The organism is Lactiplantibacillus fabifermentans DSM 21115, from assembly GCF_000498955.2.
Classification (GTDB): domain Bacteria; phylum Bacillota; class Bacilli; order Lactobacillales; family Lactobacillaceae; genus Lactiplantibacillus; species Lactiplantibacillus fabifermentans.
Map to the genome: position 1 here is coordinate 12,805 of NZ_AYGX02000164.1, position 16,734 is coordinate 29,538.

The 16,734-nt window shown below is 45.7% G+C and carries 18 protein-coding genes; 9 read left to right on the plus strand and 9 right to left on the minus strand.

Features of this window, described 5'->3' with window-relative positions; all coding sequences use genetic code 11:
* Nucleotides 1-457 precede the first annotated feature (457 nt).
* Both DY78_RS13965 and DY78_RS13970 read right to left on the minus strand, forming a co-directional pair.
* The gene (locus DY78_RS13965) at nucleotides 458-1,342 is read right to left on the minus strand and encodes a polyphosphate kinase 2 family protein (protein WP_024624795.1); all 885 of its coding nucleotides are present in this window, start codon (nucleotides 1,340-1,342) and stop codon (nucleotides 458-460) included.
* Between the two features lie 18 nt (nucleotides 1,343-1,360).
* Nucleotides 1,361-1,918 carry a nitroreductase family protein gene (locus DY78_RS13970; protein WP_024624794.1) on the minus strand — a complete coding sequence of 186 codons (558 nt, stop codon included), beginning with the start codon at nucleotides 1,916-1,918 and terminating at the stop codon, nucleotides 1,361-1,363.
* 210 nt (nucleotides 1,919-2,128) lie between these two features.
* Here DY78_RS13970 and DY78_RS13975 point away from each other — a divergent pair, with 210 nt between their 5' ends.
* Complete coding sequence (locus tag DY78_RS13975; RefSeq protein ID WP_024624793.1) at nucleotides 2,129-3,085, plus strand: nucleoside hydrolase; 957 nt, start codon at nucleotides 2,129-2,131, stop codon at nucleotides 3,083-3,085.
* A 202-nt stretch (nucleotides 3,086-3,287) separates the two neighbouring features.
* On the opposite strand, the gene DY78_RS13980 is transcribed toward DY78_RS13975, so the two are convergent.
* Complete coding sequence (locus DY78_RS13980) at nucleotides 3,288-4,058, minus strand: Cof-type HAD-IIB family hydrolase (RefSeq protein WP_024624792.1); 771 nt, start codon at nucleotides 4,056-4,058, stop codon at nucleotides 3,288-3,290.
* A gap of 16 nt (nucleotides 4,059-4,074) precedes the next feature.
* On the minus strand, nucleotides 4,075-5,013 hold the full coding sequence (locus DY78_RS13985) for a LacI family DNA-binding transcriptional regulator (protein ID WP_024624791.1): 939 nt from the start codon (nucleotides 5,011-5,013) through the stop codon (nucleotides 4,075-4,077).
* Between the two features lie 181 nt (nucleotides 5,014-5,194).
* On the opposite strand from DY78_RS13985, the gene DY78_RS13990 reads away from it, so the two are divergent.
* The gene (locus tag DY78_RS13990; protein WP_024624790.1) at nucleotides 5,195-6,058 is read left to right on the plus strand and encodes a MurR/RpiR family transcriptional regulator; all 864 of its coding nucleotides are present in this window, start codon (nucleotides 5,195-5,197) and stop codon (nucleotides 6,056-6,058) included.
* Nucleotides 6,059-6,560: 502 nt separating this feature from the next.
* On the opposite strand, the gene DY78_RS13995 is transcribed toward DY78_RS13990, so the two are convergent.
* Both DY78_RS13995 and DY78_RS14000 read right to left on the minus strand, forming a co-directional pair.
* A complete protein-coding gene (locus tag DY78_RS13995; protein WP_024624789.1) occupies nucleotides 6,561-7,538 on the minus strand; it encodes a Gfo/Idh/MocA family protein in 978 nt (325 codons plus the stop codon).
* A gap of 14 nt (nucleotides 7,539-7,552) precedes the next feature.
* Nucleotides 7,553-8,572, minus strand: coding sequence for a Gfo/Idh/MocA family oxidoreductase (locus DY78_RS14000; RefSeq protein WP_024624788.1), 1,020 nt, complete (start codon nucleotides 8,570-8,572; stop codon nucleotides 7,553-7,555).
* Between the two features lie 450 nt (nucleotides 8,573-9,022).
* Between DY78_RS14000 and DY78_RS14005 the strand changes: the two genes are divergently transcribed.
* The 6 genes from DY78_RS14005 to DY78_RS14030 all read left to right on the plus strand — a co-directional run bounded on the left by DY78_RS14005 (nucleotide 9,023) and on the right by DY78_RS14030 (nucleotide 14,230).
* A complete protein-coding gene (locus DY78_RS14005; RefSeq protein WP_024624787.1) occupies nucleotides 9,023-11,032 on the plus strand; it encodes a Na+/H+ antiporter in 2,010 nt (669 codons plus the stop codon).
* Between the two features lie 289 nt (nucleotides 11,033-11,321).
* Nucleotides 11,322-11,876: a hypothetical protein gene (locus DY78_RS14010; protein WP_024624786.1), complete on the plus strand. Its 555-nt coding sequence runs from the start codon at nucleotides 11,322-11,324 to the stop codon at nucleotides 11,874-11,876.
* Between the two features lie 45 nt (nucleotides 11,877-11,921).
* Nucleotides 11,922-12,869 (plus strand): aspartate carbamoyltransferase, encoded by a 948-nt coding sequence (gene pyrB, locus DY78_RS14015; RefSeq protein WP_024624785.1) that lies wholly within the window; start codon nucleotides 11,922-11,924, stop codon nucleotides 12,867-12,869.
* Nucleotides 12,870-12,937: 68 nt separating this feature from the next.
* The gene (locus DY78_RS16685; protein ID WP_235810680.1) at nucleotides 12,938-13,141 is read left to right on the plus strand and encodes a TMEM175 family protein; all 204 of its coding nucleotides are present in this window, start codon (nucleotides 12,938-12,940) and stop codon (nucleotides 13,139-13,141) included.
* Between the two features lie 24 nt (nucleotides 13,142-13,165).
* On the plus strand, nucleotides 13,166-13,546 hold the full coding sequence (locus DY78_RS16690; protein WP_051385222.1) for a TMEM175 family protein: 381 nt from the start codon (nucleotides 13,166-13,168) through the stop codon (nucleotides 13,544-13,546).
* Between the two features lie 123 nt (nucleotides 13,547-13,669).
* A complete protein-coding gene (locus DY78_RS14030; RefSeq protein WP_024624784.1) occupies nucleotides 13,670-14,230 on the plus strand; it encodes a cysteine hydrolase family protein in 561 nt (186 codons plus the stop codon).
* Between the two features lie 146 nt (nucleotides 14,231-14,376).
* Here DY78_RS14030 and DY78_RS14035 read toward each other — a convergent pair whose 3' ends face one another.
* Genes DY78_RS14035 through DY78_RS14045 form a run of 3 tightly spaced genes read right to left on the minus strand, consistent with a single transcriptional unit; the run spans nucleotide 14,377 to nucleotide 16,227 of the window.
* Nucleotides 14,377-15,153, minus strand: coding sequence for a hypothetical protein (locus DY78_RS14035; RefSeq protein WP_024624783.1), 777 nt, complete (start codon nucleotides 15,151-15,153; stop codon nucleotides 14,377-14,379).
* A complete protein-coding gene (locus DY78_RS14040; protein ID WP_024624782.1) occupies nucleotides 15,143-15,859 on the minus strand; it encodes an ATP-binding cassette domain-containing protein in 717 nt (238 codons plus the stop codon). Before DY78_RS14040 ends, DY78_RS14035 begins: the two co-directional genes overlap by 11 nt.
* Nucleotides 15,856-16,227, minus strand: coding sequence for a GntR family transcriptional regulator (locus DY78_RS14045; RefSeq protein WP_024624781.1), 372 nt, complete (start codon nucleotides 16,225-16,227; stop codon nucleotides 15,856-15,858). The genes DY78_RS14040 and DY78_RS14045 overlap by 4 nt, the downstream gene beginning before the upstream one ends.
* 187 nt (nucleotides 16,228-16,414) lie before the next feature.
* Here DY78_RS14045 and DY78_RS14050 point away from each other — a divergent pair, with 187 nt between their 5' ends.
* Nucleotides 16,415-16,663 carry a bacteriocin immunity family protein gene (locus DY78_RS14050; RefSeq protein ID WP_024624780.1) on the plus strand — a complete coding sequence of 83 codons (249 nt, stop codon included), beginning with the start codon at nucleotides 16,415-16,417 and terminating at the stop codon, nucleotides 16,661-16,663.
* Nucleotides 16,664-16,734 lie beyond the last annotated feature (71 nt).

Consider the following 16,734-nt stretch of genomic DNA (forward strand, 5'->3'; position numbering starts at 1 on the left):
ACTTACTAATTACGACAACTAGCGCGAAATTCACGAAAAAAATTTGAACTAGTTGCGCTTTTCTAGGTCAAACGCCATCAACGACGCTTTTGGCCGCCAATCGAACCACCAACCTAATCTTAGCTGAGTGGCATTAATTTGCGTAAATTCTGGCCGTTATCCACCCTTAAACTGTTAACTGGTCAGTTTTTACATTCACCAACCCCCGAGGCCCGCAGCGCTATTAATAATGCACTGCGGGTTTTGGTGGCCAGAGTGGAAAAAAGGGCGCCCAGGTTGCGAGCATTAACGTGGGATTGGCAATTATGCCTGGGCTTTGGGCATGGTTGCCAATCCCGGGTTAAGCGGAACAACCTGCCCTTTTTTCCACGTTTCGACAATAAAAATAGGAACAATAAAATCCAGCCAATGAACTTAAAATTCATCAGCTGGATTTACTTATTTGACCCATAAAAGCTTAGTCAGTTTCACGGTCCAATTGATTTAACGCAGTCTTCAATTGCGCTTGCGCACTCGCATCCAATGACGGATACGCTAATGGCAGCTCACTGAGCCGTTGATTAATAATCTCCGACACACACAAGCGTGAATACCATTTACTGTCAGATGGAATCACGTACCAAGGCGCGGCCTTCGTAGCGGTCTTGGTCAGGGCATCATCGTACACTTGTTGATACTGGTCCCAATATTTCCGTTCCCGAATGTCGGCTGCGGAGAACTTCCAATTGTGACTTGGAATCTCAATCCGGCGAATAAAACGTTGTTTTTGCTCGGCTTTGGACATGTGTAAAAAGAATTTCAATACGGTATAGCCATTATGCTGTAAATAATCTTCAAAATACCGCATATCTTTGTAACGGCGTTTGAAAAACTCGTCATTAACTTGGTCCGCCGTTTGAATATCACCGATGTGTTCATTAACGATAATCTCCGGATGGACGCGGCTAACGAGGACATCTTCATAATAAGACCGATTAAAAATTCCAATCATCCCGCGCTTGGGCACAGCATTGTGAATCCGCCATAAATAATCATGCGCGATTTCATTAGTGGTCGGTTGTTTAAAGGACTTGACCTCACACCCTTGCGGATTAACCCCACTCATAATATGAGCAATCATACTATCTTTGCCGGCGGCGTCCATCGCTTGGAAAATAATTAAAACGCCGTAGCGGTCTTGGGCATACAGCTTGCCTTGTAGTTCGTTTAGTTGCTTAATGTTCTTCGTAATTTCCAATTTAATAGCTTTTTCATCGCTAAACTTTTCATCGGGCTGGGTCGGTTGCGCCGTTAGCCCTAATGGATTTTTACCGTTGTAGCGATATTGCTTTTCAAAATTCACACTGTCATCCCCGTAATTTTATCGAAAATCGACTAACGCTTTGATATTTTTATGTTTAGCCGGACTAGCTGGTTGGGCAGCGACCCCAATAGACACTAATAGTTGTGGGTCATAGCGGTCCGTATCCAAATTCAAAATCTCACTAAACGCCGCATGGTCAAACCCTGTCATCGGATTGGTGTCATAACCATGGTCCTTGGCGACTAACATAAACTGCATCGCCACTAAGCCGCAATCTAACGCCGCCGTGGTCGTCGCCGGCGCGGGCTTCGTCCCGTTCGCTGGCGCAAAGGGACGCGCTTCATTCAGATTCTCCCGATCATTGACGAATAAAACGACCGCACTAGCCGTGGTTAACTGACTCGTATTGCCAGTCGCCGCGGTTAGTTTTTGCCGCAACACTGGGGAACTAATCACCAACGCGCGAATCGGTTGTAAATTCAACGCACTCGGCGCTAAAAAAGCCGTTTTCAACATTTTTTGTAACTCAGCCGGTTTAATGACCGTTTCGCCATCATATTGCCGTACTGAATGTCGGGCATTAATCACACTTTTTAATGTTTGACTCGTACTCATAAGGGTCACTTCCTTGATTTTAGTATAAGGCAGCGGTTCCAATTTGCAAAATTCGTTATCATGAATTAATGAAACCGAACAATCTCAAGTCCAAATCCGCCTTAATTCGCAATTGAGTTGTCAAGTTCCGTGCAAACCGCTAAAATAAAATTAGTAATAATCAGGTTAGTCAATGCTTGATGAACACCTACTATTAGGGAGGAACAGCACATGGCAAAACGTAAAATGATTTTAGATTTAGACACGGGGATCGACGACGCAATGGCGATTGCATATGCAGTCGGCGCTCCAGATGTGGATTTAATTGGGATTATTAGTTCTTATGGAAATGTGGTCGTGGAACAAGCCGGCTACAATAGCTTACAAATTTTGGAATTACTCGGCGCCACCGATGTCCCCGTCTTTTTAGGGGAACCCCATTCAAGTACCACCGAACATTTTGACGTGATGGCAATTTCGCAACAAATCCACGGTAAAAACGGGATTGGTGAAGTCAGCTTGCCCGCCCCAACCCGCCAATTAGAAACGCAATCAGGCGTGGACTTCTTAATTGATGCCGTTCATCAATACGGTGCTGATTTGACCTTAGTGCCAACCGGTCCGTTGACTAACTTGGCCGCCGCCTTACAAAAAGCCCCCGACATTGCCACAACGATTGGTAACGTGACCTTAATGGGGGGCGCCTTGACCGTTCCAGGTAACGTCAGCCACTTTGCCGAAGCAAACATCAACCAAGATGCTGAAGCCGCTAACGCCGTCTTCACGAGCGCCATGCCATTAACCATGGTCGGCTTAGACGTGACGTTACGGACCTTGTTGACGACTAAGGAAACTGGTCAATGGCGTGACTTAAAGACTACCGCCGGCGAAAAGTTCGCTGACATCGTGGATTACTACATCGACGCTTATAAAGTCACGAGTCCCCACTTACACGGCTGTGCCTTACATGATCCATTAGCAGTCGGCGTGGCGTTATACCCAAGTTTCGTCACCACATTTGATTTGGACATGTTCGTCCAAGCTAGTGGCGAAGACTACGGTCGGACCATCGGCGATCCCGCACGCTTAAACGAACCAACCACCGACAAAGTCGCCATCAACGTCGACACAGAGCGTTATTTAAAGACTTTCATGGACTACTTAACAACCTTATTCAAAGCTCACTAGGCTCTGCTGTTGAAATTGCCGCTTCCGGTTGTCAGTGATTCCAGCTAAACTAACTTTATTTGTAAATAATTCATCAATTAAAAATCCTGCACAAACTTTAGTTACATTCAAAGTTTGCGCAGGATTTATTATTATCGGCATTTAATTAATCATTCAAAATTGAATCGCTTTGCAACTGCTGGTTTAGCCGTACAAAAACGGTTTACAACCAGCCGACCATCTTCAACCCATTTTCAATACCATCGTGGTCACAGTCAGTGGTTGTCAGGTCGGCCATAGCTTTGACGTTGTCGGCGGCGTTGCCCATGGCGATACCGACACCGGCGCTCTTAAGCATTTCACGGTCGTTTTGACCGTCACCAAAAGCTACCACATTTTCGGGGGCGACTTGTAAGTTAGCTGCTAATTTGGCAATGCCTTGTGCTTTGGACCCAACCTTTGGAATCACGTCTACCCCGTAATCGTGGAAGCGCACGAATGAAAATTCATCTGGGTGTGGTAAACTGGCCGCTTGGCTTTCATCGTAAAACATCATCGCTTGATAGACGGGTTCATTTTTATAAAAGTCGGGGTCATAAGTTAATGCCGGGGCCTTGAAGGTCGTCAACACATCCCGCGTCTTTTGGCTAGGATGGGTATGCGTATGTAACCCATCTAAGGATTCCAACACGATGTCCACTTGTTGTTCATCGGCAGCTTGTACTAATTTCGCCACATTTTCTTTGGACAACGTATGCCGATGGACTTGTTGCTGGTCGGCAAAGGCCGCGGAGCCGTTACACAAGACATAGTCTTTTAAATCTAAGGCCGTAATCACTTTCCGGGCCATCGCCATGTTACGACCCGTGGCAATTGCCACGTGAATGCCCTGTTGCTTTAATTGTTTAATACTTGCCAACGTGCTCGGTAAGAATTGTTTGTTACGAGCTAATAAAGTGTCATCAATGTCAAAAACTGCTAATTTTGCTACCATGTTTGCGGCCTCCAGCCTAACGAATAATAAAATCTGATTTAATAAGTTCATGCGTCCGAGTTTTCCCCGTCGCTAATCGAAACGCGGCTTGGCCGAGCGCTTCTAAATGGTGATCAATGGTGGAAAAGTTCAATAACCGACTCGACAATAGATTCTCTTGACCAATGACCGGAATCGCCGGCAAGCCATGATGGTCGAAATACTGTTCAACCCCCGCGCCAATGTCATCACCATTGGCAAAAATCACATCGACGGTCGGCTTTAAGTTGGCGAAATATTGACCAGCATGGTAGCCGTCATCATAATTGACCGCCCCAGTAAACAAGTGGTCGTCCGTTAAGGGCCCATAAACTTGCTCGTAAGCGCGGCGCGTGACCCGCGTACTAGCACTGATTACATTATTACGACTCAAGACCACACCCATCGTTTCATAGCCGTGTTTTTTGGCCCATTGCATCGCGTGCACATAGGACGCCATTCGATCCGTGAACGCGGCCGCTAATTCACGGTCATCGCCGGGGTCTTCACAACAGACGATTTGCCCATACTTACGATACCGTTCCAACGTATCCAACGAACTACTGCGGGACGTAAAAATTAACGCATCGTATGCTTTGCCGCGGAGTTGGTCCAAGTAACGCCGTTCAACCGTCATATCATAATTAGTCGGCAGCAACGTAATCTTATAGCCCGCCGCAAAACCGGCACTCATAATGCCGTCAATCACGCGTGCAAAGTATGGATGGTTGGCATATGGTAAGACAACCCCAATCGTTTTGGTTTGCCCTTTACTTAAATCCCGCGCCAAGCGATTCGGAACATAGTCTAGCTCCCGCATAATCGCTTCAACTTTAGCGCGTTTATCATCCGCCACATACTTTTGATGATTGATCACTCGTGACACCGTCGAAACGGAATAACCGGACAACCGCGCAATATCATGAATATTTGTCACCTTGCCGCCCCCTCGTTAAATTCATTGTACTGTTTTCTGATAATGATTGTTAGCGTTCCCAGGTTTTGTTTCACATAAGTACCATAATTTATGAAACCGGTACCAGGTCAAGTGATAATTGTGAATTTGCTGCTTTTATTTTCAGCGGACACCCGGTACAATGACTAACGAGGTGGTTTACATGCGACTATTAGACCAATTAAAACAACAACGCGACTTTACGAACAATGAACAACGGATTGCCGCTTATATCCTAGCCAATCTGCCGGCGATGACGACGATCTATCTCAAAGACCTAGCCGCCGCCACTTATACTTCCCATTCAGCCATTATTCGCCTAGCACAAAAACTCGGCTTTCGCGGTTTTCGGGAATTTCAAACCGCTTTAACCACGGCGGCAGCTAATGAAGCGCACGCCTTGGATACGGTGGACGCCAATTTTCCGGTGGCACCGAACGACGATGCCCAAACAATCGCGAAAAAAATGGCCGCGTTGACGGTCAACACGATTAACGCAACTTATCAACAATTGGATACGGGGCTGTTACAACAAGTCGCCCAAACATTACGGGGAGCCCGGCGCCTATTCTTATTTGCCCAAGGCGATTCACAGATGCGGGCACGCAGCTTTCAAAATAAACTCGTCAAACTCAATCAATTCGCCATCATCGCAGAAGAATATGGCGATGAAGCTTGGAACGCCGCCAACTTGACCCCAAATGACGTGGCAATCTTTATTTCCTACGCGGGCACGACCCGGACGCATCAACAATTCGTGACTTACTTGCAGCAACAAAAAGTGCCAATAGTCGTCCTAACCGGCAATCCCGATTCGCCATTATTATCAGCCGCCACGTATCCCATCGTCACCGTACAAAGTGAATATAATTTTGCTAAAATCGGGACTTTTGCCTCCCAAGCCGCTTTTGAATACGTCTTAGATACTTTATTTTCACTCATGTATGCCCAAGACTTGCCAACAAATCTCCGCAGCTTGCAGCAAAAACAACAATTAATGCAAGCCGGACCATTAACGACGAAATAACGCGACCTACCATTGCTTATTTAGTTACTAACAACTGCAATTTTTCTTAGTATTACACCCAATCCCAACAGAAAAAAATGACCTCGCTACGAACTATTCGTAACGAGGTCATTGGTCTATCAATATCAATATCAATTTAATTGTCAGATTTCAGTCATCGACTAACCACAATGTCTGACTTTCCAATAACAATTTAGTTGGGCGTCAGTGATAATGGCAGTCACCGTGCAAATCCTGTTAGCCATAATTAAGAGCCACCGTTCCATTTTCGTGGCCTAAACACTTCTTTGCAATTAAGCGGAACATAGCAATTGGCTGACCGTAATGGAATCGTCCTGAAAGTGGCGTTAACGGGCGTTTTTTGACCGTTTACACCACGGACGCCTTTTGAAACTTGGGTTTCAGGCTCAAAAGCGAGGCCCAAGACCGTTTCTCAGGCTTGGGCCGGTCCCAGGACGATGGAATTACGGTCAGCCAACTGTGGGAAAATAGTATCCAGAACTTATCCTAATTTCAACTGCGCACTAGCCAAGGCTTGATCAATGACTGCCATCACTAATTTGGAATGTTCCAGTTGTTGGCGGACGAACGCCATATCATGGTCAGCAATCACTTGTTCGAACGCGGCAAATTCCGCAAACATCCGATGAGGGTGCCGATTGACATTAACGTCTTCAGTCGTCCCATCGTTGGCTAGCCGCGTGTAACCGTCAACTGTATTGGTAGGTCCACTCACCACAATCGCGCCTTGATTGCCTTGAATCGTGGACTGAATAGGAGCCGCACAATCTTTGGCTCCAATGCAGACCACTTGTGTTTCCGGGTACGTCAACGTCAGGACCCCTGACGTATCAATATCTCGTTCCACATTGGCCGCATAATGTACCGCAGTCGGCGCACCTAACAACCCAATCACAAAATGAATATTATAAATGTTCAAATCCATCAAGGCCCCGCCACCTAGTTTGGGATTAAAAGCGGGTAAGACTTTACCGGCCTTAAACTGGTCATAACGCGATGAATACTGCGAATAATTACAACTGACCACTTTCAAAGCACCCAGACTGGCTAAATCCGCCTTGATTCCTTGATAGTTCGGTAAATATTGATTCGTAATGGCTTCAATTAAGACTAAATCGTGCTTCAAAGCTAATTCACTCAATTCAGCCAATTGCGCGCTATTCAATGTAAATGGCTTTTCACAAATCACATTTTTCCCGGCTAATAACGCCTGCTTGCTAAATTCATAATGTAACGAATTCGGTAACGCGACATAGACCGTATCAATCGTTGGGCTAGCCAATAAGGCGGCGTAATCCGTATAAACGGTTTCAATTTGATACGTTTTTTGTAACGTTGCCGCTTTGGCCACACTGTGCGGCGTACTCAAAATCCCTGCTAACTGAATGGCGGGAATATCACCAACCATCGGTAAAAAGTCTTGGACAATTTTACCCGTCCCTAAAATTCCTAATCGCATCGTCAACGCCTCCCTTAATGCCGCATTTGTTGAATGCCTTGTTCCAGCATTTCAATTTGTAAAATGGTTTCTTCGTCTTTAACAGTCTTCGGTTGGCCATTAATAATCGCATCATACAAACCAGCATAAACGCGACTATAATCGCCATCAACAGAGACAACTTTTTCTTCATGATAATTATCTTGATTATCCATATAAGTCAACGTACCATAGTTCGCCGGTTGATCAATCCCAAAGTCAGGATGGTCAGGCAAATAAAAATGCTTCAAGTCGGTTTCTTGCCGGTCTTTATCCGCTTTGACAAACATCCCCTGCTTCCCGTACACGATAAAGCTCGGGCGAGGTTTAATCCGGAAGTAACTTGATTTTACGGAAACTTTTAACGTGCCGTAATATAAATCAATATCAAAATAATCATTCATCCGGTCTTCACCAAGCAATTGCCGGACATCATAGTGGACGTCGTCAGGGCGTCCAAAATACGAGATAACTTGGTCCAACGTGTGACACGCATGCCCATACAAATAACTAGTATCTAATGAGAAGTGGTCGACATTCATTGGTACATTGGGCCGGAAGTAATCAAAATGCATTTCTAACTCTAATAGATCCCCCAGCTTGCCACTTTCAATCACGTGTTGAACGGTGAGAAAATCACTGTCATAACGGCGATTTTGATAACATTGAATGAGCAATCCCTTGGCTTTAGCGAGCGCAAATAATTCTTTAGCTTCCGCCGACGTTTCCGTGAATGGCTTTTCCACTAAGACATTTTTGCCATGATTCAAAACATCTTTAGCCAATTGATAATGCGTATGACTCGGAGTCGATACGACCACCAATTGAATCTCAGGATCGTCATAAATATCATTAATATCGGTCGTGTAATGCACCCCGTCAATGACTGGCCAAGTTTGCCGACCCGACCGTGAATAAATCGTCTTTACCTTAATTTTATCGGTCAATTTTAAAGCAAACGGTAAATGATAGCGATTGGTACTCTTCCCATTGCCAATATAAGCAATTGTTAACATGTTATTTCCTCCCGGCAAGTTGATTTGATAACTTCATTATACGAATCCCCCGCGTGCTGCCAAGTGCTAGCGCCGATATTGGTCGCCATGTTCAAAAGTTATCGCCTGGCCACTGAATTTCTGAACATCAGGTTCAAAAAAAAGCCGTTAACCTGCGCTAACGACTTCACCACAAACCACCAATAAAATAACCGGCACAATAAAAAATAATTAGTGCGCCTAATAGTAATAAACTAATCACACCTAAGGCTGTCAACCAAATTCGCATCCGCCACATCTGCTTCACCCCATCAGCTTAATTGAGCTCAAATGTATCATACTGACCGCTATCCTGATATCACAATTACTAAATTTGTGGCATTCTTAAGAATCTGATCAATCGATTATAATTTTCAGCAACTAAAAAAAGCGTTAAAATTAAACAAATTAACTAATAGGGGGTTCCCTGGGGTGCAAACAGTCTTTTTAGTCCTACTGCTGATTGCCGCAGTCGTGGCGGCCAACGCCGTCTATGCACGTTTCAATCAAGTACCCGTCGCCTTTTTACAAATCGCGGCTGGTCTCGTCTTATCACTAATTCCGTTATATCAAGATTTCGAACTCGAACCCGAAATCTTTTTATTCGTAATTATTTCAGTTTTAATGTTTAATGATGGTCAAAATACGAGTATTCGACGCTTAACTAGACAGTTAGGTACCACCATGTCGCTGGCGGTCGTCTTGGCGATTATTACGATTCTAATCGTCGGGACCGTCACCCATTTACTCGTCCCACAATTCTCATTAGCGTTAGCTTTGGCCCTCGGCGCGATTATCACGCCGACCGATGCCGTGGCTGTTTCATCAATTACGACTAAGGTCGCCGTGCCGTCAAAAGTCATGGAGTCGTTAGAAAATGAATCCTTGTTCAACGACGCTTCCGGCATCGTGGCCTTCAACTTAGCCATCGCAGCCCTAGTTACCGGTAAATTTTCGGTAATGAATGGGATTGGTAACTTCTTATACGTCTTTGTCGGCGGTATTTTAGTCGGCTTATTCGTCGGTTACATTATCGTTTCAATTCGCATCATGTTAATCAATATGCGCGTCGATACGCCATCCGTCATCGTGCCATACACCTTGTTAACACCATTTGTCGTCTATTTCTTGGCTGAAGGTCTCGGCGTGTCCGGTATCTTAGCCGTTGTCGCCACTGGTTTAATTCACGGGATGCAACAAGATCGCTTGCGGTTAACGACTTCCCGACTACAAATCGTCATGAGTACCACTTGGTCGATTGTCGCTAGTATTTTAAACGGAATCGTTTTTGTCCTATTAGGCGTTTCGTTACCAAGTGTCATTAGCCATTTAGCCCAACGCGATACGGGTTCCGTGGGAATTTTGATTGCCTTAGGTATCGGCCTATACGTCATTATGACGGTGGTCCGCTTCTTATGGTTACGGTTCGACTTCGCCAAAATTCGGGCCCATTCCCGCCACGAACATAATTTAAACAGTTTAGTGGCAGCATTGAGCGGCGTGCATGGGACGATAACGTTAGCGATGGCCTTCTCCTTACCATTAAAACTTGGTAGCCACGCTTTCACTTATCGTAACGATATTATCTTCGTCGCCGCGGTCGTTATTTTGACAAGTTTGCTAGTACCGACGATTGTCTTGCCACTTCTCTTGCCTAAACAACAAGATAAAGTGACCGAGTCCGACTTAGCGGCGGCTAAATCCGACATGGTCACTGATGCAATTCATATGATTTGGGCACGCTATGGCGATACGCCGAATGCGAGTCAAGTCATCCAAATTTTGGAAGGTCAACGCACGCTCGACCAGCGGCCCAAGCGTTCTGAGATGACCGCACTGTTCAATGAAGCTTATGAGATTGAACAAACGACGATTACGCAACTCGCTCAAGCCGGCGAGATTACGAACGACGACGCTGACCGCTACATGCACTTTGCCGCGCAAACGCGCCTCCAAAATCAGCAAACTTTTGGGCAACGACTCGTTTTATATTTCAAGTTTGTCGTCATTAGTCGTTTTTCATTAAGTAAACACGCCCGCGCGCGTCGTCGGGCGGCCCATCAATTTCAACGTGGCAACCGGGACTTATCCCGGGACCAATTACGGCGACGGAAGCAACAAATGTGGCAACAGATGCAAAAACTAGAAGCTAAGCCGTACACCGCAGTCGTCAACTTCTTAAATGACCAATACGCGACGCACGACCAAGCGACCGTCGGCTTAGTTCGGCGGGCCTACGATGAACGGCATCGCCGCATGTCCGGGCAACGGGACTTCCAGGATGTTCAAAACGAGCTTTTAATTGAAGCGTTCCAAATGGAATATAACTTCATCCAAGCCCACATCGCTGACCAAACGTTTAACCGCGAACTTGGCAACCAATTATACGAACAAATTTCGACCGACCAATTAGTTTATTTACAATCAGTCAATGATGATTAACCATCAGTCTTCAAATAGCATGACAAAATAGTCGTCACCCTTTGTTGGTGACGACTATTTTGGTATGCAGGTTTCAATTATGCCGTCATTTAAACTATCAGATAACAGCAATAAAAGTCGCCACATACATGGACTTATACTTCCAATCGCAATCCACATAAATAGTGCTACCAACAACTGCCAAGTAAGGCGCTAGCAGCCCAACTTTACAATTCTTTACACAAACAGTATCAAAATAATATATTAGCCGCGTATGCTACTACTAACAACTATTGGGAGGAAAATTGGCATGGCTGAATATGACCCCGCCGCGGTGACCCCTTGGCCCGATATCTACAAAAAAATTAATGAACCATCATCGAATCACGACTACCAAAAATTTGGTGTTTTGACCGACCTATTGACCATCAATACTGACCAAGCTCACTGGGATGAGCTGAATTACTGGCTCGACCGCTTTTATGGCACTAGCTTAGTGCCACTCATCAATCGCTGGCTACTGACCGCCCTCACCCAACTGAACTATCAAGATCACATCGAACTGCCACTGGAGGCCCGCTCAACAGTCGTCATTCATGACTGCGACTTGGCTGGCCACGGGACGACCCAAGTCCGCTTGTGGTTTCCGATTTCACCAGCCGAGTACAACCAGTTAAATTCCAATTTATTGTTCGATAATGGGGACCATTTCAACGTAGTTATGGAACGCTTGCTTAATCAAATATTACATGGACAGACCTTAAACTATCAGTTGACGGACCGGCAAAAGCTCATTTGGCAAGCGGCTAAATCCGGTGGTGCCGTCATCACAGTTAAAGAATTAATCCACTTACGCCACCAATAATTAGTACCATACCAACTACCCATCCCAATGAGGAGGCCTTTTTCAATGCAACACTTCATTACAACCGCTGATTTATCCTTACCCGCCACTAAAGCTATTATTGCGCAGGCTCAAGCCATGCAACGGGCGCCACAAAATTTTACCAGCGTTGGTCGCCACCAGCAATTAGCCACCCTCTTTTTTGAACCGAGCACGCGAACCCGGTTGAGCTTCACCGCGGCCATGCAAGCACTCGGTGGACAAGTCTTAGGCTTTGAATCCATCGACTCAACTTCGGTCACCAAAGGCGAGTCACTGGCCGATACTATTCGGGTGGTGTCGCAATATGTCGATGCGATTGTCGTCCGGCATCCCACTGCTGGGGCCGCGGCCGTCGCCGCCACCCATGCCAGCGTACCGGTAATTAATGCTGGTGACGGTGACCATTTACATCCGACCCAAACGTTGACAGACTTGGCGACGATTGATCGATACAAACACCGCCTCAATCACCTAACTATTGCCTTTGGGGGCGATTTGAAGTACGGCCGGACGGTGCATTCCCTAGTGCAAGCGTTAATGCAATATCCACATAATCGCTTTATTTTTGTGGCGCCGACGCCCCTCCAAATTCCCAATACCCTTTTGACCCAACTTCAGACTGCTGGAATTGATTTTCAACTCTGCGATAGCTTTGACAGCATCGACGAGCATCTCGACGTTTTGTATATGACCCGCCAACAAACCGAGCGCGTCCCACAATCAGTAGCAGCTACGGTCAAACTGGTCCCATTAACTTTAGCTTGCGACCGTTTGTTAGCCAGCGATACCTTACTACTGCACCCATTACCGCGGGGCAGCGAATTACCGACCAGCTTTGACCACCTGCCGCAAGCGCATTACTTCGACCAAGTACGTATGGGAAAGTATGTCCGCATGGCCTTACTCGCCTATTTACTACCACCCGTACCCGCGGCGGCACATCACGATAAATTAGTGAAGTTGCGCTACTAACGGTCGTCGCCAGCAATTTTACGGTGGCTCCCGTAAACTGGATTCATAAGCAGTTAAGGTTCGGGGTGATGATGATGTTATTTCGGAATGCCGATGATCGGTTACGAGCAATTTCCGATGGCGTTTTTGCCGTCGTGCTGACCATCATGGTACTCAACATTAAAGTACCCACTAGTGCGTTGTCGACCGCCGCGATGTACCGTTTGGGCCAGGCGATTGCTACGTACTTAATTAGTTTTGCCGTCGTGATTCAGTATTGGCATTTTCATTAGGAACTTTTCAGTCGCAACGCCACTTTGCCAACCACGATTATCATTTTAAACTCAACCTATTTGGCGTTAATTTGCCTCCTTCCCTTTGCAACGGCTTGGCTTAAAGATAGTGGTTTAACTAAAAGTAGTGCGATTGCGTTTGCCGTCGTGATTATGCTCGTTGATACGTGCCAACTATTGTTATTTCGCGGCATGATTCATTTATTTTTACAACCGCCCTATCTTTTAACGGCCCATGACCACGAAGAATATCGGTCCGTCAAAGTGATGTTGGCGTTGAGTGGGATATACCTCTTAGTTAGCCTGACTTACCCTCATTTTATTTTAGTCATCATCGTCGCTGGCTTAGGATTTCGGGTGTTCACCACCCATTTGATTCGCTGGCTAGCTCACCATCGACCTTAATGCTTGTATCATTTTAACCGCCAAGTAACTGGCGGTTTTTTAGGCATTGCGACTGGCAATGCTTTGACAACTAATCCGACCATTGGCATACTAAAACCAATCACTTCAAGGAGGCTTTTTTTGATGACTACAACCAACGAAGCACTACTGATTATTGATTACACGAATGATTTCGTCGCTTCAGACGGTGCCCTGACTTGCGGCGTCCCCGGCCAAAAATTAGCACCCCAGATTATCGCCTTAGCCGATGACATGGTTGCGAAAAACGGCTGGGTCTTGTTACCAACTGACGTGCATACCCCACATGATCCTTACCATCCTGAAAGTAAGCTTTTTCCCCCACACAATGTCCGTAATACTTGGGGCCGTGAACTGTATGGGCCACTGAAAGACTGGTACCAATCACAGACGGATAATGACCAAGTGTGGTTATTCGATAAGACACGTTACAGTTCGTTTGCCGGTACTGATTTAGATTTACGCTTGCGTGAACGCCACATCACGACCCTCCATCTGGTCGGCGTTTGTACCGATATTTGTGTCTTACATACCGCCGTTGATGCCTATAACTTAGGTTATCAATTAGTCATCCACAAACAAGGTGTTGCTAGTTTCGACCAAGCTGGTCACGAGTGGGCCTTGCGCCACTTCAAAAACAGTCTCGGCGCCCTTGTCGTTGACTAACGAACGACATTCGCCATCGTAAAAAAGAGGTTTCGCCACGGATAAACGTCGCGAAACCTCTTTTTGGATAGTCATCAATTTAGCTGCCGGCTGCATGACAGTCAGCAGCGGCAATCAAACAACTTTGCCGTGCCCACACACTAAATTTAGTTCGGGTTTGTTTCAACCCATTTATTAATCATCACAATATTTAACGCAGATTCTAAGACAATCGCGACCACCATGACGAGAATGCCGAGCCATAGTGAATCGATATTGCTGCTGCCAAAAGCGGTATACATCAGATTGGATAACCAACCGAATAAGAACGTCACAATCCGTAACGTCAAGAAGATGACGATGACGTAAACGATAATGTTGACGACCCGTTGGCGCGCTTTTGGTAAGAAGTTGCTAGCCGAATTCATAACCAGATGCACTAATGAAATCGTTGACCAAGCTAAGATATTAATCACTAAACTCAAGCCTAAGATGGTGCCGGCCGCCGCCCAGAAATTAAAGCTCATGCCATATTGGCTCATCATCAATTGCATTTGTTCATACGAATCTGACAGTGATGACCAGCCAATTGCGGCCGTTAAAGCGTATAAGACCACTTGTACTAAGACTAAGTAGATGAACGCTGCCAAGGAAGACAATAGGTTCATCGCATAGAACTTCCAATTACTAATCGGAATCAGCCGATACGTATCACTGGTGTACGCCTTTTCAGCGACAATCGCGACTAAAATGACCCCAATCAAGTATGGGAAAATCGCCCAACTACAAAAGGCATAAAATAACGAGACACTGGAGAAATTACCGGAAATCGCCGTCCACAAGGTCGTAACGACCGTGGCAATCAATTCCAAAATAATCAACCAGTTGATGCGACGGACCTTCGTTTGCCCCATCACTTTAAATAATGAGAAACTACTTGTCATCGGCAGCACCCCCAACTTCATACAAGCTTTCGTAGTAATCTTCAATCTCAACGCCTAATTGGTCCCGAATCTCATCGGCACCTTTGTGAACCGCAATCGTTTGGTCTTTAACGACCACGATTTCATCCAGCAAGCTCGCAATCTCGTGGACGTAGTGATCACTAATCAATAACGTCGCGTTATCTGGCGTCCACTTCAAAATGCTGCTAATAACTTGCTTGCGACTCATACTGTCGATACCACTAAACGGTTCATCCAACAAATAAAGTTCGGTTTGCCGCGCTAACGTCAGGGCAATGATCAACTTTTCTTTGGTCCCTTTGGATAACGCCGTCAATTTTTGACTCGCATCCAATTGTAAAAAGGTCGCCATTTCTTGGTAACGGTCGTTACTAAAATCAGGGTAGACCGTTTGGTAAAATTTCACCACTTGATTAATTTTGGTGCTCTTATCGAAGCCTTTCAAATGGTCCGAAAAACTCGTCTTTTGTTTGCGATGCATCACATCACTACTATCGCCAACTTTAATCACGCCTTGACCTTGAGCGTTGCCGGTAATTAGCCGCATCAGCGTGGTTTTACCGGCCCCGTTTTCACCTAACAGCCCGACAATCTTGCCGGTACTGAGGGTTAACTGCCCATCATGTAAAATGACTTGGCGATTGCGCTTGTAGTTTAAGTTTTGAATCGATAATGCAGTACTCATTGAGCAATCCCCCTCTTTTCAATATATTGTTTTAAACTCGTTAAAATTTCGGCATCTGTCAAATTGAAGGCGTGCAACTGATCATAAGTTTGCGCCAGTTGCGCCATCACCAGCTGATCTTTCAGTTGGGCTAACCGCGTCGTATCGGTCGTCACAAAGTTACCTTTGCCCCGTTGCGACGTTAGCGTCCCCTCCGTAATCATCTCACCTAAGGCGCGTTGCACCGTATTGACGTTAACCGTCAAATCAACGGCCAGTTGTCGCACCGGCGGCAATTGAGCGCCAGCGGTGAGTTGACCGTTCAGCATTTCATGATACAAATGCGTCTTAATTTGATAATAAATTGGCACTTTGTCGTCAAATTTCACGTTGTCCTGCCTCCCTAGTGTCCCATTTAACTATTACACTATAACATCCGTTATCGTTGGGTGCAACCTTTAAGTCATTTGATTTCAGTGATCGGCTCAAAGATTAGTTTTGTTGTATTTCTAACATAAAATTTCCATATTGAAAACGCCGCCAACTAGCTTATACTAAGAGTAGGAGATGATGGTTATGTTAAAAAATATGAACGTCTTAGCTTTAACCCGGGCTATCGATATTGCTTATAGCGATGCCGAAGTCCAAGCACAACCGGAATTACAAGCCTTATTGGGGCGTGCCGCGCAAAAACTTGACCGCGTGGAAGATTATCACCTGGTAGCCCAAGACTTACGACAAAGTTTGGCGGCCTTTAATCAACGACCACAAACCGTTGTTGATCTATATACTTTGTTAGTCGCGGATTGCCCTGTTATTGCCTAATTCTTATCTCTAGCTATCGGTAGATTGTAAAATTAATCCGAACGCTGTTCGGACAAAAAAGATCAGCTTCC